Origin of the sequence: Hyphomicrobium sp. (assembly GCF_047600905.1) — a bacterium.
Classification (GTDB): domain Bacteria; phylum Pseudomonadota; class Alphaproteobacteria; order Rhizobiales; family Hyphomicrobiaceae; genus Hyphomicrobium_B.
Window position 1 is genome coordinate 1,188,599 of sequence record NZ_JASGKD010000001.1, and the last position, 20,215, is coordinate 1,208,813.

At 61.4% G+C, this 20,215-nt stretch carries 20 protein-coding genes and 1 tRNA gene; 9 read left to right on the forward strand and 12 right to left on the reverse strand.

Annotated features, from left to right (window positions below):
- Positions 1-29 precede the first annotated feature (29 nt).
- From QM780_RS05895 to rpiA, 6 genes are all read right to left on the reverse strand, one after another.
- Complete coding sequence (locus tag QM780_RS05895; RefSeq protein ID WP_415069554.1) at positions 30-191, reverse strand: hypothetical protein; 162 nt, start codon at positions 189-191, stop codon at positions 30-32.
- Between the two features lie 89 nt (positions 192-280).
- Entirely contained in the window at positions 281-1,684 is a 1,404-nt protein-coding gene (locus tag QM780_RS05900; protein ID WP_415069555.1) for a class II 3-deoxy-7-phosphoheptulonate synthase, read from the reverse strand.
- A 135-nt stretch (positions 1,685-1,819) separates the two neighbouring features.
- Complete coding sequence (locus QM780_RS05905) at positions 1,820-2,575, reverse strand: SDR family NAD(P)-dependent oxidoreductase (protein WP_415069556.1); 756 nt, start codon at positions 2,573-2,575, stop codon at positions 1,820-1,822.
- Between the two features lie 55 nt (positions 2,576-2,630).
- Complete coding sequence (gene gor / locus QM780_RS05910) at positions 2,631-4,013, reverse strand: glutathione-disulfide reductase (protein ID WP_415069557.1); 1,383 nt, start codon at positions 4,011-4,013, stop codon at positions 2,631-2,633.
- A gap of 16 nt (positions 4,014-4,029) precedes the next feature.
- Entirely contained in the window at positions 4,030-4,269 is a 240-nt protein-coding gene (locus tag QM780_RS05915) for a DUF2059 domain-containing protein (RefSeq protein ID WP_415069558.1), read from the reverse strand.
- Between the two features lie 252 nt (positions 4,270-4,521).
- Positions 4,522-5,244 (reverse strand): ribose-5-phosphate isomerase RpiA, encoded by a 723-nt coding sequence (gene rpiA / locus QM780_RS05920; RefSeq protein ID WP_415069559.1) that lies wholly within the window; start codon positions 5,242-5,244, stop codon positions 4,522-4,524.
- Between the two features lie 168 nt (positions 5,245-5,412).
- Here rpiA and QM780_RS05925 point away from each other — a divergent pair, with 168 nt between their 5' ends.
- Positions 5,413-6,096, forward strand: coding sequence for an HAD family hydrolase (locus QM780_RS05925; RefSeq protein WP_415069560.1), 684 nt, complete (start codon positions 5,413-5,415; stop codon positions 6,094-6,096).
- A 4-nt stretch (positions 6,097-6,100) separates the two neighbouring features.
- On the opposite strand, the gene QM780_RS05930 is transcribed toward QM780_RS05925, so the two are convergent.
- A complete protein-coding gene (locus QM780_RS05930) occupies positions 6,101-6,478 on the reverse strand; it encodes a DsrE family protein (protein ID WP_415069561.1) in 378 nt (125 codons plus the stop codon).
- A gap of 84 nt (positions 6,479-6,562) precedes the next feature.
- A complete protein-coding gene (locus tag QM780_RS05935; protein WP_415071976.1) occupies positions 6,563-8,845 on the reverse strand; it encodes an efflux RND transporter permease subunit in 2,283 nt (760 codons plus the stop codon).
- 297 nt (positions 8,846-9,142) lie between these two features.
- Here QM780_RS05935 and QM780_RS05940 point away from each other — a divergent pair, with 297 nt between their 5' ends.
- The 5 genes from QM780_RS05940 (at position 9,143) to msrA (ending at position 12,153) form a co-directional block, all read left to right on the forward strand.
- Entirely contained in the window at positions 9,143-9,697 is a 555-nt protein-coding gene (locus tag QM780_RS05940; RefSeq protein ID WP_415069562.1) for a hypothetical protein, read from the forward strand.
- A gap of 84 nt (positions 9,698-9,781) precedes the next feature.
- Positions 9,782-9,856: transfer RNA gene (locus tag QM780_RS05945), tRNA-Val, on the forward strand.
- 242 nt (positions 9,857-10,098) lie between these two features.
- Positions 10,099-10,602, forward strand: coding sequence for a YSC84-related protein (locus tag QM780_RS05950; RefSeq protein WP_415069563.1), 504 nt, complete (start codon positions 10,099-10,101; stop codon positions 10,600-10,602).
- Positions 10,603-10,697: 95 nt separating this feature from the next.
- On the forward strand, positions 10,698-11,363 hold the full coding sequence (locus tag QM780_RS05955) for a YceI family protein (RefSeq protein WP_415069564.1): 666 nt from the start codon (positions 10,698-10,700) through the stop codon (positions 11,361-11,363).
- Positions 11,364-11,409: 46 nt separating this feature from the next.
- On the forward strand, positions 11,410-12,153 hold the full coding sequence (gene msrA / locus QM780_RS05960) for a peptide-methionine (S)-S-oxide reductase MsrA (protein ID WP_415069565.1): 744 nt from the start codon (positions 11,410-11,412) through the stop codon (positions 12,151-12,153).
- Between the two features lie 51 nt (positions 12,154-12,204).
- Here msrA and QM780_RS05965 read toward each other — a convergent pair whose 3' ends face one another.
- The gene (locus QM780_RS05965; protein WP_415069566.1) at positions 12,205-13,383 is read right to left on the reverse strand and encodes a type III PLP-dependent enzyme; all 1,179 of its coding nucleotides are present in this window, start codon (positions 13,381-13,383) and stop codon (positions 12,205-12,207) included.
- A gap of 280 nt (positions 13,384-13,663) precedes the next feature.
- Positions 13,664-15,970 carry a DUF4384 domain-containing protein gene (locus QM780_RS05970; RefSeq protein ID WP_415069567.1) on the reverse strand — a complete coding sequence of 769 codons (2,307 nt, stop codon included), beginning with the start codon at positions 15,968-15,970 and terminating at the stop codon, positions 13,664-13,666.
- Positions 15,971-16,243: 273 nt separating this feature from the next.
- Here QM780_RS05970 and QM780_RS05975 point away from each other — a divergent pair, with 273 nt between their 5' ends.
- Positions 16,244-16,420, forward strand: coding sequence for a hypothetical protein (locus QM780_RS05975; protein WP_415069568.1), 177 nt, complete (start codon positions 16,244-16,246; stop codon positions 16,418-16,420).
- Positions 16,421-16,525: 105 nt separating this feature from the next.
- On the opposite strand, the gene QM780_RS05980 is transcribed toward QM780_RS05975, so the two are convergent.
- A complete protein-coding gene (locus tag QM780_RS05980; RefSeq protein WP_415069569.1) occupies positions 16,526-17,785 on the reverse strand; it encodes a threonine ammonia-lyase in 1,260 nt (419 codons plus the stop codon).
- A gap of 164 nt (positions 17,786-17,949) precedes the next feature.
- Here QM780_RS05980 and QM780_RS05985 point away from each other — a divergent pair, with 164 nt between their 5' ends.
- Entirely contained in the window at positions 17,950-18,660 is a 711-nt protein-coding gene (locus tag QM780_RS05985) for a hypothetical protein (protein ID WP_415069570.1), read from the forward strand.
- 112 nt (positions 18,661-18,772) lie between these two features.
- Positions 18,773-19,669 carry an NAD(P)-dependent oxidoreductase gene (locus QM780_RS05990; RefSeq protein ID WP_415069571.1) on the forward strand — a complete coding sequence of 299 codons (897 nt, stop codon included), beginning with the start codon at positions 18,773-18,775 and terminating at the stop codon, positions 19,667-19,669.
- Between the two features lie 11 nt (positions 19,670-19,680).
- Here QM780_RS05990 and QM780_RS05995 read toward each other — a convergent pair whose 3' ends face one another.
- Positions 19,681-20,181: an Lrp/AsnC family transcriptional regulator gene (locus QM780_RS05995; RefSeq protein ID WP_415069572.1), complete on the reverse strand. Its 501-nt coding sequence runs from the start codon at positions 20,179-20,181 to the stop codon at positions 19,681-19,683.
- Between the last annotated feature and the right edge of the window lie 34 nt (positions 20,182-20,215).

A 20,215-nucleotide genomic window follows, 5' to 3' on the forward strand; every position in this document is an offset into this window, starting at 1 on the left:
CGGAGGTCCAGAAGCGAACGGAGGTGCCCTTAATCGTCGTCGTCATCGCAGGGGACTGGGAACTCGACGTCAGGGTCCCAGCAGACCTCGCCATCGTGAACGCGGCTATCGATGCGCGGGCTCAGGTCGCGCGCCATCGCCGTCGAGACGAACGCGACAAACGCGACGATGACCAGAACGCGCACACCCATGCCGTCGGCACCTTGAAACGAAAACGGCGGCCTCGGAGGGCCGCCATTCAGCATACATCACAAATGCCGGCGGCGAAAATGCCCCGTGCTCAGGCGATCAAGGTCCTGGGCTGCGGCTGGTTTTCGGCATCGCGCTCTTTTTTCAATTGCTCGGCGACGAGGAAAGCCAGCTCCAGCGCCTGATCGGCGTTGAGGCGCGGATCGCAATGGGTGTGATAGCGGTCCGAGAGATCCTGCTCGGAAATCGCGGTGGCGCCGCCGGTGCATTCCGTCACGTTCTGCCCCGTCATTTCGACGTGGATACCGCCCGCATGAGTGCCTTCGGCGCGATGGACCTCGAAGAACGACAGGCTCTCCTTCAGGATGCGATCGAACGGTCGCGTCTTGTAGCCGTTGACGGCCGAGATGGTGTTGCCGTGCATCGGATCGCACGACCAGACGACCGAACGGCCAGCCTTCTTCACGGCGCGGATGAGCTTGGGAAGGTGGCTTTCGACCTTGTCGTAGCCGAAGCGGCAGATGAGCGTCAGGCGGCCCGGATCGTCCTTTGGATTGAGAACGTCGATGAGGCGCAGCAAGCCATCAGCGTCGAGCGAGGGCCCACACTTCAGTCCGATCGGATTCTTGATGCCGCGGCAGTACTCGACGTGGGCGTGATCGGGACTGCGCGTCCTATCGCCGATCCAGATCATATGGCCGCTGGTTGCGTACCAGTCGCCGCTCGTTGAATCCCTGCGCGTCAAGGCTTCTTCGTAGCCCAGAAGCAGCGCTTCATGGCTGGTGTAGAAGCTCGTCGTGCGAAGCTGCGAGGTGTTGTCGGAGGTAATCCCGCAGGCGCGCATGAACTGCAGCGTCTCGGCAATGCGATCCGCCAGCTCCTGATAGCGATGGCCCTGCGGGCTGTCCTTGACGAAGCCCATGTTCCATTGATGCACGCGCTCGAGATCGGCGTAGCCGCCGGTCGCGAAGGCGCGGATCAGGTTCAGCGTCGCGGCCGACTGACGATAGGCTTCGAGCTGGCGATAAGGATCGGGTACGCGGGCTTCGGCGGTGAACTCGGTGCCGTTGATGATGTCGCCGCGATAGCTCGGAAGCTCCTTGCCATCGCGCTTCTCGGTCGGCGCCGAGCGTGGCTTGGCAAATTGTCCGGCAATGCGGCCGACCTTCGTCACGGGCTCGCCGCCGGCATAGGTCAGCACGACCGCCATCTGCAGGAAGACGCGGAAGAAGTCGCGGATGTTGTCGGCGCGATGCTCGACGAAGCTTTCGGCGCAGTCGCCGCCCTGGAGCAGGAAGCCTCGGCCGCCAGCGATCGCCGCCAGTTGCTTCTTCAGCTCGCGCGCTTCACCTGCAAAAACCAGGGGCGGAAAGGTTGCAAGGCGCGATTCAACATCGGCGAGCGCCTTGGCGTCGGGATAATCCGGCACCTGCATAATCGGTTTGCCGCGCCAGCTCTCCGGCGACCATTTTTCGGCTTGGGCGTTGGACGCCATAGTAAACTCCTAAAAAGCAGATGCGGGCCCCGCCCGGAAGCGGCGCCTTGCCCTGCTCTGTGGCATATTAACTCGGGGGCTTATAGGTGATAACCGCGGGCCGCGCCAGCCCACGGCGGCAGCCCGTCTTTGCGATTAAAGCCCGGCAGCCATACCGCCGTCGACGGCCAGCTCAGACCCTGTGCAATATAGGCTGTCGTCGGAGGCAAAGAAGACCGCCGCGCCGGTCATGTCCTCGGGCGTGCCGAGGCGGCCCATGGGCGTTTTGTCGATCAGCGCCTTCTTGACCGGCGGCAGCTTCAACAGGCGGTCGGTAATGCCGGTCTCAACATATCCCGGCGCGATCGAGTTTACCCGGACATTGAAGGGTGCGTATTCGACGGCAAGGCCCTTAGTCAGAGCGCTGATGGCGCCTTTGGTCGTCGTATAAGCGGCGAGCGGACGAAGACCGCGATAGGCCATGATCGACGAGATGATGATGATGGTCGGGGCCTTCGACTTGCGGAACAGGGGCAGCACGTCGCGCGAGAGCCTGACGACGGCGTCGAGGTTCACCTCGCGCAGCTTCGTCCAATCGGCATCGGAAAGCTGGCGGATTTCGCCGCGAACGAGGATGCCGGCGTTATTGACGAGAATATCGACGTAGCCGTGCGCGCTTTCGACATTACGCAGCAGCGCAGTGGTATCCTGGCTTTTGGAGACGTCGACGGTCATCGCGGTCGCGGCGCCGCCGTTGGCCTTGATGCTGCGAACGGTTTCCTCGGCGGTTTCGCCGTTGATGTCGGTTACCCAAACGTGCGCGCCTTCGACCCCGAAGCGATGTGCGATCGCAGAGCCGATGCCGCCGCCCGCGCCGGTCACGATTGCAATTTTTCCGCTGAGCCGCGCCATGTGCACCTCACATCGTCGTTTGGGGCGGAACCCTTACGGCGGGGCCATCGCCGGATCAAGCGGCGGCTTCCCCGGGCGCAACCCATTTCTCGCGCAAAGTCACAAGTTCTTCTGCGGCCGATGGATGCAATGCCATGGTTTGGTCGAAATCCGATTTTTTTACACCCATGCGAACGGCGATGGCCGTCGCCTGGATGATCTCGGCCGCATCTGGACCGAGGATGTGGACACCCACGACTTTCTCGGTCTCGGATTGAACGACGAGTTTCAAAAATGTGCGGTCATCGCGTCCCGCGAGGATGGCTTTCATCGGACGAAAGCTCGCTTTGTAAACATCGACGCTACCGTACTGCCTGCGGGCTTCCTCTTCGGTGAAGCCGACGGTGCCGAGTTCCGGCGTGGTGAAAACGGCGGTTGGGATCGTGGTGTAGTCCACGCTCCAGGGCTTGGCTCCAAAGACGGTGTCGGCGAACGCATGGCCTTCGCGAATGGCGACGGGCGTGAGATTGACGCGATTGGTCACATCGCCGACCGCGTAGATCGAGGGCACGGCCGTCTGAGAATTGTTATCGACCACGATGGCGCCGGCGGGATCCATACGAACGCCCAAGGCTTCGAGGCCCAGCCCTTTCGCGTTGGGAGAGCGGCCGATGGCGAAAAGAATTTGATCGGCTTCGAGCTTTTCCTCTCCCGTGATGGTGCCGACGAGGCCGCTCGGCGTCTTCTCGATTTTGGTGAAGACCTTCTCGTTGATGATGCGGATGCCGTGCGCCGTCATGGCGGCGACCAGACCGCCACGCAGATCCTCGTCGAAGCCGCGCAGAATTTTGCCGCCGCGATAGATCAGCGTGACCTCGGAGCCGAGGCCGTGAAAGATTGTTGCGAACTCGGTCGCGATATAGCCGCCGCCGGCGATGACGATGCGGCGCGGCAGCTGCTTCAGATTGAAGACCTCGTTGGAGGTGATGACGTGCTCGATGCCCGGGAGCTTGCGATCGACGTTGGGATGGCCGCCCGTCGCAATCAAAATCGTTTTGGCCGAAACCGTTCGGCCGGAGGACGACAAGCGAACCTCGTTCGGCGAAAGGCACATGGCGCGTTCGGGAAAAATCGCGACGTTGAATTTGTCGAGCGTGGCGCGGTAAGCGGCTTCGAGGCGCGAAATTTCCTTGTCTTTTGCCGCGATCAGCGATGGCCAATCGAACGTTGGGGCGGGCACGCTCCAACCGAAGCCGGCGGCGTCTGAAAAATCACCCGAGAAGCGGCTGGCGTAGACCAGAAGTTTTTTCGGCACACAGCCGCGAATGACGCATGTGCCGCCGATGCGATATTCTTCGGCGATGGCCACACGGGCGCCGTGGCTCGCGGCAATTCGAGCGGCGCGGACACCGCCCGAGCCGGCGCCGATGACGAACAGATCGTAGTCGAAGGCTGACATCGCGAACGCCGTCGCCTTATTTCTGGTCGGGTGGAGTTTGACCGGCCTTGATCTCGTCGGCGATTTTGGCGCTGTACTTCATGCCGATCTCGGCGCCTTTCTTCATCAGCTCCGGCGTCTTGGAAATGAACTTTGCGCCGGCGCCCGAACGATAAAAATCGGCGACCGACTTCATCTCTTCGGCGGTGAATGTCTCGGCGTACAGATTGGCGAAATCGGAGATCATCTGATCCTTGTATTCGAGCAGCTTCTTCATGCTCGAGTTCGAATTGCGCCGACAGCTTCTTACCTGCTTCCGAACTATCGGCATTGGCCCCTTTCGCGAAACCACGCGACATCGCTTCGACCATGCCATCCATCTGCTTGGTGACGCCCGTCACTTCAAGAAGATCGCGCGCGGCGGCGACACGAGCGGGGTCGGGCGGCGTCGCCGGGTTCTCATCGGCCAGTGCCGCGCCGGAGAGACAAGCAAACACCAGAACGAAAGCGCGGAGCAGCAGTCTCATGATCAAACATCCTCTTCAAAATCGATTTCAATTCCGGCCAGGACTTCCACACCTTTCGGCCCAGCGATAATGCCGACGTCGGCAATGCCGAGGAAAAGACCGCTTTCGACAACGCCCGGTACCAGCTTCAAAGCGTCTTCCAAGGCTTCGGGGTCGTCAATCGAGCCGAATGCGCAATCGAGTATATGGTTGCCATTGTCGGTTAGGAACGGCTTGCCGTCTGTACCACGACGCAACGTGATGTCGCCTTCGAGGCCGATATCGGCGGCGAGCTTGCCGATCAGACCTTCGGTTGCCCGCAGTCCGAACGGCACGACCTCCAGCGGCAGAGGAAAACGGCCGAGCACGTCGACCAGCTTGCTGTTGTCCGCGATGATCACGACGCGTTCAGAGGCAACGGCGACGATTTTTTCCCGAAGCAGTGCGCCGCCGCCGCCCTTGATCAGGCGAAGATCTTCGTCGAGTTCATCAGCGCCGTCGACGGTCAGATCGAGAGACGGCGTTTCATCGAGCGTCGAAAGCGGGATGCCGAGCGCGGCGGCCTGAATTCGCGTCGCTTCGGACGTCGGCACGCAGATGACCTTAAGGCCGGTCCTGACGCGGGCACCCAGAAGCTCAACGAACTTCGCCGCCGTCGAGCCGGTCCCCAGCCCGAGCTTCATGCCGTCTTCGACAAAGCTCAGCGCCTGTTCGGCCGCCTGCCGTTTCCAATCGTCAGTGCTCATCGCGCCCCCAAGACCCAGAACGACCGCCAGCCCCACCGGCCTGCGGCGTCCTGTCTATGCTGACGGTGCGGCGCTTTCAAGCCGAGCGGGACTCTAACCCGCGATCGTGACACCGGTGACAGAGCCGAGGCAGACGAATACGGTGCCCTGAAAACGCGAGGAGAATCCATGAACGGTTGGACGATCGTCTTCGATCTTGACGGCACGCTGGTCGATACGGCGCCGGATCTGGCGGAGGCGACCAATCATGTGCTGTCGACTCTTAATCTCGAGCGCGTCAACGAACTGCAGATTCGCCCTTTCGTCGGGCATGGGGCGCTGGCGATGATCGACGGGGCCGTCAAGTCGCATGGGCGGACGCTGTCGGAGCGCGAGTTGCATGACCTGTTCGAAGTCTTTCTGACGTATTATTCCGCTCACATCGCGGACCGCAGCGTCCCCTACCCTCACGTCGTCGCGGCACTCGATCGGCTGAAAGCCGATGGCGCGACGTTGGCGGTGTGCACGAACAAGATGGAAGCGCAGGCACGCTCTGTTCTGGAGGCTTTGAGGCTCGACGATTATTTCAGCGCGCTGACCGGTCGCGACAGCCTCGGCACCTACAAGCCCGACCCGAAACATTTGACGGGCACCATTGCGCTTGCCGGCGGACGTCCGGACAAGAGCGTCATGGTCGGAGACAGCGAAACCGACATCAAGACGGCGAAGGCGGCAAGCGTTCCAGTGGTGGCGGTGAGCTTCGGCTACAGCGTCGATCCGGTCCTTTCGTTCGGGCCCGATGCGATCATCGACGATTACCGCGATTTGCTGCCGGCAATCGCGAAGTTGGCGGGCATGCCCGCGAATTCGTAACCGATCAATAGGTCAGCACCCGGCAATCGCTGCCCATCACTTCACTGACGAAGTGCGCGGCGCCGATGACGCCGCTGCATTCCTCGATCAGATCGTTCTTATGCATCGCGCAAGCGTCGAGCCCGGTCGAGAAGCAATGAAACCGCACGCCGCCGGCGTGGGCTTCCTTGATGAAGTCGTAGATCGAGCGGGTCTCGGCGGCCTTGATGCGGATCGTCTCGGCGACGCCGTTTTTCAGAATCGCCGCCGCCGCGCCCATGCAGATGACTTCAACCTCGTGTCCCATCGAGGCGGCGACGGATGCTTGAAAGAGCGGCGCGCCGAGCGCCTCGTCGCTGTGAGGGTCGGCGGTCGCCAATATGATGATGAGCTTGCGCGCCACGGCCTGCTCCGATGTCGTGGAGAACCGGAGCGAGGCTAGGACGGGAACGGCCGCGGCCGCAACCGCAAACGATTGTTCAGCGCATCAAACGTCGTGTCCGCTGATATAGCGGCGGTAAACCAGGATCGTCGCCGGCAGGAAGACCAGATCGGCGACGAGCGAAGCCAACAGGGTTACGCCACAGACTAGGCCGAACAGACGAAGTGACGGCAGGTCGGAAAAGATTGTCACCCCGAGGCCGAACGCCAGCACGATCGTCGTCAGAATGATCGCTGGGCCGACGAGCACGCGGGCGCGCCTGATCGCGAGTTCGGGCGGTACGCCGGGCTTTTCTTCCAACCGCAGCCGGTTGAGGAAGTGAATGAGCGCGTCGACGCCGAGACCAAAAACGACGATGAGCGCGACGACGGATGAGAATTCGAGACCGCCGCCCATGAAATAGAGCATCGCTCCCGACGTCACGACCGGGAATAAACCTGGCAGAAGGCTGATAAAGCCGACGAACGTCGAACGGAATGCGAGCGCCAGCAGAACGGCGGCGACGAGAACGCAAAGCGGGATGCTTTCGTCGAGCTGTGAAATCATGCGGTAGCTGTTGCGAGCAGCCAGGGCGGGCAGGCCCGTCACGGAAATTTCGTAGTCGGGATTGGCTTTGCGGATGGGATCAAGCGCCTGATCGACGGTATGGACCAGCGGCAATATCTGGCTGGCGTCGACGTCGGGAAGACGCCCCGTGACGAGGACGGCTTTTTCATCCTTGGCGATAAAACGACGGACCAGATGCTCAGGCAAGAGGCCGACGTATTTCTTGATCGTCTCGACGTTGTCCTGGCCGCTTTCGCGCAGCCAACGGCGAAGGCTTTCGAGCGACCAGACGTTGCCGAGACCAGCCGCCTTTTCCAGCGCCTGATGCGTTTCCTCGATGACCTTCAGCGTTGCAGGATCATAGAGGCTGGCGCCGTTGTGCCATTGGATCATGACGTGGAACGGGTTGGCGCCGGTCAACTTGGAGTCGATGCGGCCCGTGGCGGCGATCGCCTGCTCGCGATCGGGCACCTGGTCGGCGAGGCGATAGCGCGGCTCCAGCCGCAGATGGAGCGCAGCGAAGTAGGCAAACAGCGCAAAAGCGATCAGCGTGTAAATGACCGAGTGCTTGACGACCCGATCGACGACGGCGCCGACAAACGTACCGAGCGCATCCATCATGCCGTCGGCTGGCGTGTGATCCCGTGCGAGTGTCTTCTCGTTGCGGACGAGCAGAAGCGCCAGAATGGGCAGCACGACGATGACCGCAATGAAGGAGATGCAGACGGCCATGGCGCCTGCTTCACCGAACGTGCGGATGAGACCCGATTCCGAGAACAACAATGCAAGAAACGATAGAAGCGTGGCGCCATGCGCAAGCACGCACGCCGGGCCAACGACGAGAATGGCAAAACGAATGGCCTGAAGCTTGGTGTCCCCCTCGCGCAGCCGGATGCGGAAGGCCGACACCATCTGCATGCTGTCGGCAAATCCCATCACCATGATGAGCGGCGTCATCACATTCAGGAACAGATTGAGCTTGAAGTTGAGCCAGCCGAGAAGGCCGAGCGCCCAGGCGACCGCGATCACCGGCGGTAGGGCGGCGATCAGCATCAAGGATATGCGGCGGAAAAACAGAGCGGCGATGCCGGCTCCGAACAGCAGGCCGAGGCCATTGTAGACCAACTGGTCGCGTTCGACGGCGTTGCGGATTTCGAGCTGCATCACCGGAGCACCGGCGAGCTTGACCGAAAGTCCGGCGGGAGCGAGATCCTGCTTGGCGGTTTCCTCGATCTCGCCGATGACGGCCTTCGCAGATTTCTCGGCAACGACCTTGCGGTCGAGCGCCAGCACCATCATCGCCAGCTGGCCGTCGTCGGATAGAAACTTGCCTTTGACGATGTCGTTCGATCGGAGTGTTTCGACGACCTTCTCGAATTCGGCAGGATCGGATGGCGGCGGGTCGGGAACGATCGGCGGCGGATAGCCGGTCGCGTCGGGTTTTCCGCGCGCCGATAGCATCGAGACGATACCGCTCACGCCGTCGATGAGTTGCAGGTCGGCTGCCGCGTTGCTGAACGCCGACAGCCCATCTTGGGTCAAGAGCCTCTTACCCTCGACAACGACCAGTACGTCGTATTCGCTCGACGGAAACCGCTTGTCGATTTCTTCGTAAGTCTTGAACTCGGGCGTGTTGGTGCGGAACAATTCCGAAAGGCTGTCGTCGACCTTCAATCGGGAAATGCCCGCTGCGGCGGCAGCGGTCAGCAGGAGAACGATGAATGCAGAAAAGATCGGAGCTCTGATTCCCAGAAGTCCGATTTTGTTCAGGCCCAAAGAGATCAGATTCGGGCGTTGCGGCTCCGCTGACTCCAAAATGTCCTCCCCAACGACTTCGATTTGAGAAGTCGCCCCAGCGCCCCCCGGTATCGTGCGTCTTTTGGGGAGACATGGCACTATGACAGCGCGCCGCGCAAGATCCTGCGGGCCTCACATCCGTGGGCAACTGGCGCAAATTCCGCAGTGCGCTGCGGCGGCGGGCAACTTTGGCTAGAGATTGGCTTGCGGCTGCGCGCGAATCGATTCGGTACGCCGGGTTTTTCTTGCCTATCCGCGACGCGGTATGTGAGAGCGTCGGCCGTGGCCACGTTGCGGCCCGAACCTCAGGAAGTCATGACCGTGTCGATTTCATTTCACCGCAGCGTTGCCGCCGTCGCCGCGCTGGTGTTGTCATTTACCGCCTCGCCGGCTGCCCCTGTGACGCGGATTGTCGTCGGACCGGTCGCGCTCTCCGTGCCCGACGGTTTCAAGGACGTCGCGGGAAAGACCCCCACGATTCGCCAGGAGGCGTCCGGAATTGCAATTGAAGCCTCCGAGCTTCCGCCGCAGGCGTTGCATGAATTCAAGGGTCCGGCATTCCTCGAATTCCTGCAGAGCCTCGGATATACCGACGCCACATACGCGGACGGCGGGTTGAAGCGCGCCGGGCCCTACACCTATGTGCTGGCCGACGCCAAAGGTGCGCAAGGGCCGGAATCGCGTTTTCTGCTGGTCATCGGGGGCGAAGGCCGGGCGGCGATCGTGACGGCCTATGCGCCCAAGAGCGAGATCGCCAATGGCCACGCGAGCCGCGCCACGATCGAGGCCGTGCTCGATACGGCCGAGGTCCTGCCTGCGCCTGCGGCCAAGCCCTGATCATGGCTGCTTCGGACCGCCGAAACCCCGGTTTGCGGCTTGACAGCCCAATCCGGCGCCTCGCATAAGGGCCGTTCCCAAAACGGGCGGTTAGCTCAGCGGTAGAGCACACGCTTCACACGCGTGGGGTCATAGGTTCAATCCCTATACCGCCCACCATTGCCTTGAAATCATTGAAATCGGCTTTGGAGGCGATGGCGGGCGTCCGCCATCACAGCCCGGAGCGCAATTGAACGACGATTTGCTCCGCGGCCCGCGAAATTCGCCGGCGGACCCGATATTTTCACCGTGAGTGCTGAATTCGGCCACGAACGCGCGGCAAGCGTCAGGCTGGGGAGCCCGAGGGATCGACGAAAATGCCTATAAAAAGCTTATGCGCTGTGTTGGTGGCGCTGTTTGCAATGTCTGCCGCAGCGCCCGAGAGCCGCGCGGCTTCTGCCCGTGAGATCGATGCGGGCGTGCGCGACACGCTCGATCGGTTTTTCTACAAGGTCGGCGGCGCAAGGGAGCTTGCGAACAAGGCGGTCGGCATCCTGGTCTTTCCGTCGATCGTGAAAGCCGGATTCGGCTTCGGCGGAGAATACGGCGAAGGCGCGCTGCTAGTTCATGGCCGCACCGTCGATTACTACAACAACATATCGGCGTCGTTCGGATTTCAGCTCGGCGTGCAAGAACGGTCGGTCATCATCGCGTTCATGACGCCCGAAGCGTTACGGCAATTCCGGAAGACGGCAGGGTGGAAAGTGGGTGCCGACGCATCGGTTGCCATCATTACGGTCGGCGCGGGCGGCGCGATCGATACCAACAAGATCACGAGCCCTGTCGTCGGCTTCATCCTCGATCCCAAGGGCCTGATGTATAACCTGACGCTCGAGGGTTCGAAAATTTCGCGCATTTCGAGATAGCGCACTCGGTTGAACACATTTGCTTGCGACTGTTCCCTGGGGAACAGCGTACGGTGGAAGCGGGCACCATTCTTGTCACCTTCATGGGGGCGAAAATGGACATATCTTCGGAAAGGATTTCCCGTGCCGTGGGCGCGGTGGTGTGCGTGCTGGCGACTTTCGCTGCCGTTCCGGCTTATGCCGACATCTACGAATTCGACAAACGCCGTACGGAGGTCCGCTTTTCCTATCTGATGGGGCTTGCAAAACAGAGCGGCCATTTCAGCGAGGTCAAAGGAACCCTTCAGTTCGACGACGGCAAGCTTGACCGGAGCAAAGTGTCGGCGACCGTGATGACGGCAAGCCTCGTAACCGGCGAGCCCTATGTCGACGACGAATTGAAGGGCAGCGACTTCTTCAACGTTGCCAGCAATCCCGTCATGACATTCAAAAGTCATAGCGTGCGTTCGACCGGACCCAATACCGCCGATATGGACGGCAATATTACGGTCAACGGCATAACGAAGCCGATCACCTTTCAGGTCTCGCTGCATCCGCATGACGATCCTGCGCTGAAGTACAGCGCTGGCTTGCGAGAATTCCGCGCGACGGCGCAGATCCAACGGAGCGCCTTCAACATGACGGCCTATCCTTCGATGGTGGGCGACGCCGTCGGGCTCGAAATCGTTGCCGTCGTTCGCAAGACCTCGAAGAAGGCTCACCAAGACGTGATCGCACCGGAAACTGTAACGAAGGGCTGGGAGCCGACGAACACGCAGTAGTCAGCTATGAGGCTGACTGCAGCCCTATCTTCTGCCGGAGCCGTTCATGGCCAGCCCTCTTCCATCCTCTCATCGCTCGCAGCGGGCGTTTTACGTTCTCGCCGTGACAGCGACCGTTGCGCTTGCGATCGGCGTGTTCGGCGGGTTGAACGTCGGCGCCGAGGAAGCAACACGTGTACCGGCACCTGCCGTCGATGAAGCCAGCGTCGGGCCAGGAAAATCCGAAACTGCCGTGTTTGCGGGTGGATGCTTCTGGGGCGTGCAGGGTGTTTTCCAGCACGTTCAAGGCGTCAACAATGCCGTTTCGGGATACACCGGCGGCGCGCAGGATGACGCGCATTACGAACGGGTCGGCACCGGCACCACAGGCCATGCCGAGTCGGTGCAGGTGACATTCGATCCGAACAAGGTCAGCTATGGAAAGCTGCTGCAGATTTACTTTTCGGTGGCGCACAATCCGACCGAGCTCAACTTTCAGGGGCCCGACAGCGGCACGCAGTATCGTTCAACGATTTTTCCGATGACGGATGAGCAGGCCAAGGTCGCGAAGGCTTACGTCGCACAGCTCAATGGTGCGCGTGTTTTTTCGGACCCCGTCGTGACCACTGTCGAACCCGGCAAGACGTTCTATCCCGCGGAGAACTATCATCAGAATTTTCTGACGCTCAATCCGACCTATCCGTATATCGCGATCAACGATCTCCCGAAGATCGAGAACCTGAAGCGGCTGTTTCCGGAGAATTACCGGGCCGAGCCGGTGCTCGTGCCGGTGACGAAGGCGTCGAACTGAGGCGCATGCGGCGCCTAGCTCCGTCCTGCGCCGGGATGACGGTTTGGCGAGTTACGCGTTGCGCGCGATCGGCTCGAGATCTTCCGTGTAGATCGAATACATCGGCTCATCCTGCAGGATGACGTCGTGATATTCACCGTAACCGTTGAAGCGCGTTCCCATCGCGCGTGCATAAGCGCCGAGATTGCCGATCTCGATATAATCGCCTTCGCGCACGGAACCGGGAAGCATGAAGGGACCCTTCATGTGGTCGATGGAATCGCAAGTTGGACCCCAGAACTCGAAGGGCTCCAGCGGCTCGTTTGGATCGAGGCCCGGACGGATGAGGCGAACAGGAAAGACGAAGCCCAGATGCGCGCTATCGAACAGCGCGCCGTACGAGCCATCGTTGATGTAAAGCTGATTGCCGGGCTTTCTGAGATCGACCTTCACGATCAAACTCTCGGCTTCGGCGACAAGCGCGCGCCCCGGCTCGCAGATCAGGCGGCAATCTTCGGTTACCGGCATGTTCGCCATCGACGACTTGATGACATCGATGAAGTCGGAAAGCCGGGCCGGAACGCTATCGGTATAGCGCGACGGGAAACCGCCGCCGATATCGATCGCATCGACGACGACGCCGGCCTTGACGATGTGCTTCTTCACTTCCTCGAACGCCATCGCGTAGGCGTCGGGCGTCGTCGTCTGCGAGCCGACGTGGAAGGTGATGCCGAGTTCGTCGGCAACCTGACGCGTCTTGACCAGCAGGCGCTGCGCCTTCTGGCCTGAAATGCCGAACTTGTGCTCAAGCGGAACGCGGCTGTTCTTGGCCGGCACAGACACGCGAACGAACAGCTCGAGATCCTTGGCGCCCTCGGTCTCCTCGACGATTTTCTGCAGTTCGTCTTCGGTATCGAGCGCGAAGCATTTGATGTCGTAATCGAAGTAGGCGCGGCGGATAGCGTAGCGCGACTTCACCGGATGCATGAAGTGCAGGCGAACGCCCGGGATTGTCGCGGCGTCTTCCAACTCGGCGACGGATGCGACGTCGAACTGCTTGATGCCGGCACCGTAGAGCGCGCCGAGAAGAAAGACGGAGCTGTTCGCCTTGTAGGCGTAAGCGACTTCGCCCGGGAAATTCCGGATGAACCAGCGAGCGGCGCGGCCGGCGGCATGGGGACGAGCAGCGAAGACCGGCAGATCCGGCTTCATCTCGGTCACCATTTCAAGCGCAGTCGCAAACTTCTCCATCGCGAAAGAACCTCCTGGGGAAGAGCTATCCGGTTTCGCGCGCGGCAGCCGAGCAATGTCGGCTCGAGATACGATGTTGAAGGGGTGCATTTAGGTACCTCGGCTCCCTCTGTAAAGCCTTTCCGAACCCAAACGCTCTTCAGGGTTGCCGGATTCTCTTCCGAAGGCGAGTAGAGGTCGGCGATTGGCAGGGGGAGCGATGCGTTTCGGCATCTATCGCTTGCGACAGTTTGATGAAGGCGGCCGGATTTCGGGCCTTGGTCGCGGTTAATCCGCAATCTCAGCGTGGGCCGAGAATCAGAACGGCGCGGCCGTCGCGCAACGCTCGTTCGCTGGGCACGTCGGGTGGCGGCGGATCTATGCGCTCGCCGCGGGCTCTACGCCGTTCGATGGCGCCAGAGCGGGCGATGCGGGCGCGTTCGGCCTTTTCGGGGTTCGTACGCATTTCCCAGTCGGTCACGAGGGTATCCTGGATGAAGTTCTCCCAATTGCCGAGGACCGTGAAGCGCTGATGTTCGAAGTCGTGCTCGATGCCCACGGGAGGTGCGGCGCGAGTCGAACAACGCCCCAGGATCGTCTCGCTGCCCTCGGCTTTGTAGCGAAGTTGGAAATGCGCATCGGTCGGCGGGATGCTGACCGGGACACCCGCCGTCAGCCGATTGTCAGTCTGGAAATCGCTTGGAAAGAGAACCGTCGCTACACCGGCCGCGTCGACGCTGATGACCGTTAGATAGCAATCGTTGTCGGCTTCGGCCTTGATCGCAACGAGATCGCCGGGAACGGGGCGAGGCTTATCAAGCCACATGCTGAGGCCGATGTCCGATTTGACATCGCGAAGGAAGCCTGCGGATGCCGTCTGCTTCGGGGCGTCTATTCCTTTCAGAAGGGAGAAAAGCTGTTCGAGCTGCGTGCGCGATAGCACACCGTGCAGCAGACGTCGGGCGAGCGGAGCGGCGGGTCCTTTAGCGTCGGCGAGGTCGCTCAGAAATTCCTTGCGTTCGAGTCCGGTCTCGCCTAGCGCGATCTCGAAATCGGCGCCTTCGCGATAACGGCGCGCGAGGCCCGACACCAATTCCTCCCCGCCGATCCTCAGCCCAAGATCGACGCCGACGGCTTTGGCAGCGGCGCGATAGTGTTCGGTGGCGCCCGACATCAGCAAGGCATTCTCGCTATCGGTGCCGAAGAGCGGCAGGGCAATGCGGCGATCGGCGGGCATCGGCGCCGACGAGATATCGACCGGACCAGCCGACCTGAAATCATCCTTGGCTTTGACCAGAGCTTCGGTATGGCAGGCAAAACACCTGCTGCCTGCCGTCGTCGTCGGCTCGACGGCGTCGGCTTCATCACCTGCGTAAGGCTTTTCGAGGCCGGGCAATACGCGGTCGATGCGATTGCCGGCGGCATCGTAAAGCGCGAAGCTATAGAAGCCGTTCGGAAGTGCAAAGAGCACGCGGATCTCGTCAGGCTTGAATGGCGCGGCAGCGTTGGTTGCAGATTTCGGCCCAAGCGGATGATCGAAAATGTTCTGCGTACCGGCACTGGTCGCGAAGTCGTAGACCAGCCAAAGACCGCGCGGATCGCCGGGATGGCGTTCGATCAGCCGGTTGCCGCGCGTGACGGCGCTATCGCGGACGGCAATTCGGCGGACCGAGCCGGCGCGTATGTCGGCGTCGATGCCTGATCCGCTCGCCTTGGCGAGATCCGCCAGTTTCGGTGGAATGCCGAGCAAATCGTAATACAGCGGCGCTTCACCGGCGGCGGCGGCCAGCCAGTCCCCGTTGACGATGACGGCCTTGGTTCCGGCCGTCTTGAGAACGTCAGGGGCCACAGCGTGAACGAGCGCCGGCGGATAGGCATTCTCGATCTTCGCCCAGCGGGCGGCGTTCCAGCCAAAATCGGAAAGCCGGAACGACATCACCGTTCCGGCCGCATCGAGTGGCGTGAGCTTCACCGGGTCGGGCGCGGAAGACAGGCTGTTCATCAGCTTATTGAGCGCGGCGGCGTAAGCCGTCATTTCCGCCGGAGTCGCGCATGTGTTGTAGAGGTGCGCGAGCGAGATGAAGCGCACGTCACCGGCTTGATCGCGTTCGAGGCGTTGGGCGTCGCGCATCAGGTGGTCAATATCAGCGGGCCGGATCGGCTGGCGTGACGGGCACGACTGAACCTCAGCGGGAAGCTCCTTGATCCAGCGGCGAACGGCCAGGATGTCATCGGGCTGCGGTTGAACCGCATCGGCGGCGGAAAACACGTCGAGCGGAGCGTGACGTGCCTCCAGCACATCGTAGAGACGCGACGCATCGGGAAAGCCCGGTTTGACCAAGACAGGATCGCGCGCGAGGGCATCGATGTCGAGGATGTCGGCGAGGCCGCCCGACGCCATCGAACGTTCGAGCCGGCCCGTCTGGTGGCAGCGTGCGCAATAGGTGTCGAGAACGCCGTAGGCTCGTGCGGCGCGCGGATCGTCTGGACGCAGCGGCACAGCGGACTTGCCCTGAGATGAAGATTGCGCGTCGGCCAAGCCAGCAGATACGGAAAGCGCTGCGCACGCAAATGCCAGCGCTCCCGAAAACAGGCAGGCGAAAGCCATTCGAAATTTCAACCGCACGTGCTGTCTCGCGCCTGCCCTGTAGAACTGAATCGCATCCCTAGGCTCGACCGGCGGCACGATCGTGGCGCCGCGCGGCCGTTGCGCTCCGATCTGTATCGAATTGGAGAGAGATTTAACGGTTTTTTCACAGGTATAAATGGTTCGTTAATTCGACCGCTTAGGCGTTAGTTATCGCAAGACTTCAAAATCGACCGTTCTGAAAAAGTCGGTTACAAGAAGCTTACTTCAATCGATTGAACCCAGGTTTGTCGAATGGATCTCAAGGCAGCCCGTCAACAGAATGTCATTGCCGATCGCTTAACGCGCGCCGGCATGCTGATCTGCTTCTTGGCGACCGGCACACTTCTGGTCGGCACTCTTGCGTTCGATGCACTTCACGATCCCTCGGGTCCGAAATTCCCGTTCTCCAAGGTGTTCAATTCCAGATAGCTCAGTTGCTTCTTTCCCCTCGTGCATTGACTTCCACTCCCCCGATCCAACGACTTCGACCCTTCAGGGCCCCGATCACAACCGGGGCCCTTTTTTCGTCCGCCGTCAGGGTGCGCCGGCGCCGGTCGAACTTTTCACCATGACGACGTAGCCGGCTTCCTTCAGGCCGGAGACGACCTGATCGAGATGGGCGCGATCGCGCGTTTCGATGACGAGATGCAGTTCGGTTCCCTTGGCAGGGACGTCGGTGAACACACGTTGATGGTAGACCTCGACGACGTTGGCGCCGCAATTGCCGATCACACCGGAAACCTTCGCCAGCTGACCGGGGCGATCGGGCAGGTCGATGGCGAGGCGAGATAATCGTCCATCGCGCGCCAGTTCGCGCGTCAGGACGCTGGCCAGCAGCCGCGTGTCGATGTTGCCGCCGCATAGGACGAGGCCAATCTTGCGGCCCTTGTAGAGCCGGTTGGCTCCGATCAGCGCTGCCAGTCCGGCCGCACCAGCACCTTCGACGACAGTCTTCTCGATCGTGATCAGCAGCGAGACGGCGCGTTCGAGATCGGATTCCGAGACGAGCAGAATATCGTCGACGAGTGCTTCGATGATTTCCTGCGTGAGGCTGCCCGGCGTCTTGACCGCGATGCCTTCGGCGAGCGTATCGCCGCCGACCGGAAGCGAGGACTTCTTCACCGCGTTAAGCATGGAGGGATACAGCTGTGCCTCGACACCGATGACTTTGATCTTCGGGTTGATGGCTTTCGCGGCGATCGCCATGCCCGAAATCAGGCCACCGCCGCCGATGGGAACGATGAGGACTTCCAAATCCGGGGCGGCGGCCAGCATTTCGACCGCCACGGTCCCCTGCCCGGCGATGACCTCGGGATCGTTGAACGGATGGACGAACGTCATGCCGCGCTCGGCACCGTAGGCCACCGCAAAGGCGTAGGACTCTTCCAGCGTTTGGCCTTCGAGAATGACCTCGGCGCCGTGGCCGCGCGTGTTCTCCACTTTTATTGTCGGGGTCGATGCCGGCATGACGATTGTGGCCGGAATGCCCAGACGGTGGGCATGATAAGCTACCCCTTGTGCGTGATTTCCGGCGGACATGGCGATCACACCGTTCTGCCGTTCGGCTTCCGACAGCGAAAGCAGCTTGTTCAGGGCCCCCCGCTCCTTGTAGGAAGCGGTGAACTGCAAGTTCTCGAACTTCAGCCAGACTTCGGCGTTCAGAAGTGTGCTGAGTGTTCGGCTTGGTTCAAAGCGCGTCGGGACGACGGCGCCGCGAATGGCCTCGGCCGCGCGCAGGACGTCTCCGTAAGTTACTGCAAGTGGTTGGGAATCTCGTGTCGCCAATTTTGTCATTATCTTCCGGCAGGGTTCGAAGGGGGCATTTCCTAAGGCTGTCGCTCGACGGTTCGGTGTCCGGGGCTCGTCCCGCGGCCAACCGCGGCCGGCTCAGGTCTTTGCTTCTAACGGCTTGCGAAGCAAGAAGCTTCTCCAGTGATTTGCGGCCTCGGGGAACGGGAATGAACCGCCTATCGTTCAGCACGATTTTCGCCGCGATGGCTCTGCTCGCCGCGGCGGCAGGTCCATCCCAGGCCCAGCAATTCGAATACACGCCTTATAGGGGTTTCAACAACACGGGCCAGCAGCCAACCGACCCGCCGCCGGACAACTATACGCCGATGCATCAAGGTGCCGCCGCGGGCGCGCCGGCCTCTCCGGGGGCTGCGGCGGGTTCTCAGGATGACGGTTCGGACGCCTATCGCGGCGGCAATGCGCGCGCGACAACATCATCCGGTGGCAGCTACGCGCCGCCTCCTTCAGCTTACACGCCTCGCGCCGGCTCCTATTCGCCATCTGAAGACGTTTATTCGCCCGCGCGCACGGGTGGCGGCGAGCCGCCTTCTGCATCACCTCCGCCGCGCGGTGTGGGCGGGCCCCCGGCCGGCGACTTCGACGCCAGATTGCCGCGCATCGAGGTGCAGGCTGCCGCGCCCGATGACGGCCTTCCCTTCGAGGTCCGCCAGCACGATGCGCGCGAAGCCGCAATCGAGGGCTGGAGCAGCAAGGTCGCAGATCGCTTCGGACCGGAATTCTCGCAGTGGCGTCTCGCCGCCGACAAACACGTCGATTGCCATAACGACCGCAGCGATGGCGTGATCTGCACGGCAAGCGGCCAGCCCGTTCGCGGTTCCGGGCCCGGCGGCCCGCCGCCGCGTAACGGCCGGTACTGACCTCCGCTTCAACAGCGCCCTGCCGGACAATTCGCCGGGACGATCCTTGTTGATCCCGGCGTTTCTTTTTGCGATCTGCCGCATCGGCTGACGAACGGCCCAAAGCGAGCGAATGGGAAGTAGCACGATGGCAAAGGTGGCTTGGTTGGGCTTGGGCGTCATGGGGTACCCCATGGCAGGCCATTTGAAGGTGCGCGGCGGTCACGACGTCGTCGTCTATAACCGCACTGCCGCCAAGGCCGAGACGTGGCAGAAGGAATTCGGCGGATCGCTCGCGGCGACGCCAACTGAGGCAGCGCGAGGCGCGGACATGGTGTTCGCCTGCGTCGGCAACGACGACGATTTGCGCAGTGTCACTGCTGGGGCAAAGGGTGCGTTTCAGTCCATGCAGCCGGGCGCGATCTTCGTCGATCACACGACGGCATCGGCCAAAGTCGCGCGGGAGCTTTCGGCGGCGGCGGATGAGAAAGGCTGCAAGTTCCTCGACTGTCCGGTTTCGGGCGGGCAAGCAGGAGCGGTCAACGGCGTGCTGACCGTCATGGCAGGCGGCGACAGCCACGCGTTCGAAACTGCGGCGCCGCTAATGAAAAGCTACGCGCGCTCGGTTCGCCTTCTTGGCCCCTCGGGTTCGGGTCAGCTTGCCAAGATGTGCAACCAGATCGCGATCGCGGGCCTGCTGCAATGCCTGGCGGAATCCATCCATTTCGCCGAATGCGCGGGTCTCGATGTTGCGGCACTGATCGAGACGATCTCTAAAGGCGCCGCGCAGTCGTGGCAGATGGACAACCGCTGGAAGACGATGCACGCGCGCGAATTCGATTTCGGCTTCGCCGTCGACTGGATGCGCAAGGATCTGGCGATTTGTTTCGATGAAGCGCAGTCGAACGGTGCAGACCTGACCGTGGCCAAGCTGGTCGATCGCTTCTACGGCGACGTGCAGGCACTCGGCGGAAACCGGTGGGATACCTCGAGCCTCATCGCACGCTTCAAACCGAAGACATCCGAATAAGTGAAACGCCCTCAGGCTTCGACGCGATCGGACTTACCGGCGCGATCGGTCAATGCAAACTGCAGCGGCAGAGCGGTTGTGTACTTGATCTGCTCCATCGCGAACGCGGATGAGACCTTGGCGATATCGACGCGCGAGATCAGCTTTTTATAAAAGGCGTCGTAGGCAGCGATATCCGGTACGGCGACGCGAAGCAGATAATCGATCTCGCCCGACATGCGGTAGAATTCCACGACCTCCGGGAATTCCGCGACGGCTGCATGAAATTTTTCGAGCCAGTTGAGCGAGTGCTTGTCGGTCTTGATCGAAACGAACACCATCACGCCGGCGTTGACTTGATGAGCGTCGAGGATGGCGACGCGACGTTGGATCACGCCTGATTCCTCGAGCTTCTGGACACGACGCCAGCACGGGGTGGTCGAAAGTCCGACTTCCTTGCCGATATCGGCAACCGGGCGCGTGCAATCCTGCTGAAGAATTCGCAGGATTTTGACGTCCATTTCGTCGAGCATCGGCGTTGTCCTCCGGAATGGAAATAAATATTTT

Coding starts and splice junctions, on each gene's coding strand:
- QM780_RS05965 (WP_415069566.1), bottom strand. CDS start 13,383: ATGGAGAAGTTTGCGACTGCGCTTGAAATGGTGACCGAGATGAAGCCG.
- QM780_RS05900 (WP_415069555.1), bottom strand. CDS start 1,684: ATGGCGTCCAACGCCCAAGCCGAAAAATGGTCGCCGGAGAGCTGGCGC.
- QM780_RS05970 (WP_415069567.1), bottom strand. CDS start 15,970: ATGGCTTTCGCCTGCCTGTTTTCGGGAGCGCTGGCATTTGCGTGCGCA.
- QM780_RS05985 (WP_415069570.1), top strand. CDS start 17,950: ATGAACCGCCTATCGTTCAGCACGATTTTCGCCGCGATGGCTCTGCTC.
- QM780_RS05990 (WP_415069571.1), top strand. CDS start 18,773: ATGGGAAGTAGCACGATGGCAAAGGTGGCTTGGTTGGGCTTGGGCGTC.
- gor (WP_415069557.1), bottom strand. CDS start 4,013: ATGTCAGCCTTCGACTACGATCTGTTCGTCATCGGCGCCGGCTCGGGC.
- QM780_RS05905 (WP_415069556.1), bottom strand. CDS start 2,575: ATGGCGCGGCTCAGCGGAAAAATTGCAATCGTGACCGGCGCGGGCGGC.
- msrA (WP_415069565.1), top strand. CDS start 11,410: ATGGCCAGCCCTCTTCCATCCTCTCATCGCTCGCAGCGGGCGTTTTAC.
- QM780_RS05955 (WP_415069564.1), top strand. CDS start 10,698: ATGGACATATCTTCGGAAAGGATTTCCCGTGCCGTGGGCGCGGTGGTG.
- QM780_RS05975 (WP_415069568.1), top strand. CDS start 16,244: ATGGATCTCAAGGCAGCCCGTCAACAGAATGTCATTGCCGATCGCTTA.
- QM780_RS05995 (WP_415069572.1), bottom strand. CDS start 20,181: ATGCTCGACGAAATGGACGTCAAAATCCTGCGAATTCTTCAGCAGGAT.
- rpiA (WP_415069559.1), bottom strand. CDS start 5,244: ATGAGCACTGACGATTGGAAACGGCAGGCGGCCGAACAGGCGCTGAGC.
- QM780_RS05980 (WP_415069569.1), bottom strand. CDS start 17,785: ATGACAAAATTGGCGACACGAGATTCCCAACCACTTGCAGTAACTTAC.
- QM780_RS05950 (WP_415069563.1), top strand. CDS start 10,099: ATGTCTGCCGCAGCGCCCGAGAGCCGCGCGGCTTCTGCCCGTGAGATC.
- QM780_RS05925 (WP_415069560.1), top strand. CDS start 5,413: ATGAACGGTTGGACGATCGTCTTCGATCTTGACGGCACGCTGGTCGAT.
- QM780_RS05915 (WP_415069558.1), bottom strand. CDS start 4,269: ATGAAGAAGCTGCTCGAATACAAGGATCAGATGATCTCCGATTTCGCC.
- QM780_RS05895 (WP_415069554.1), bottom strand. CDS start 191: ATGGGTGTGCGCGTTCTGGTCATCGTCGCGTTTGTCGCGTTCGTCTCG.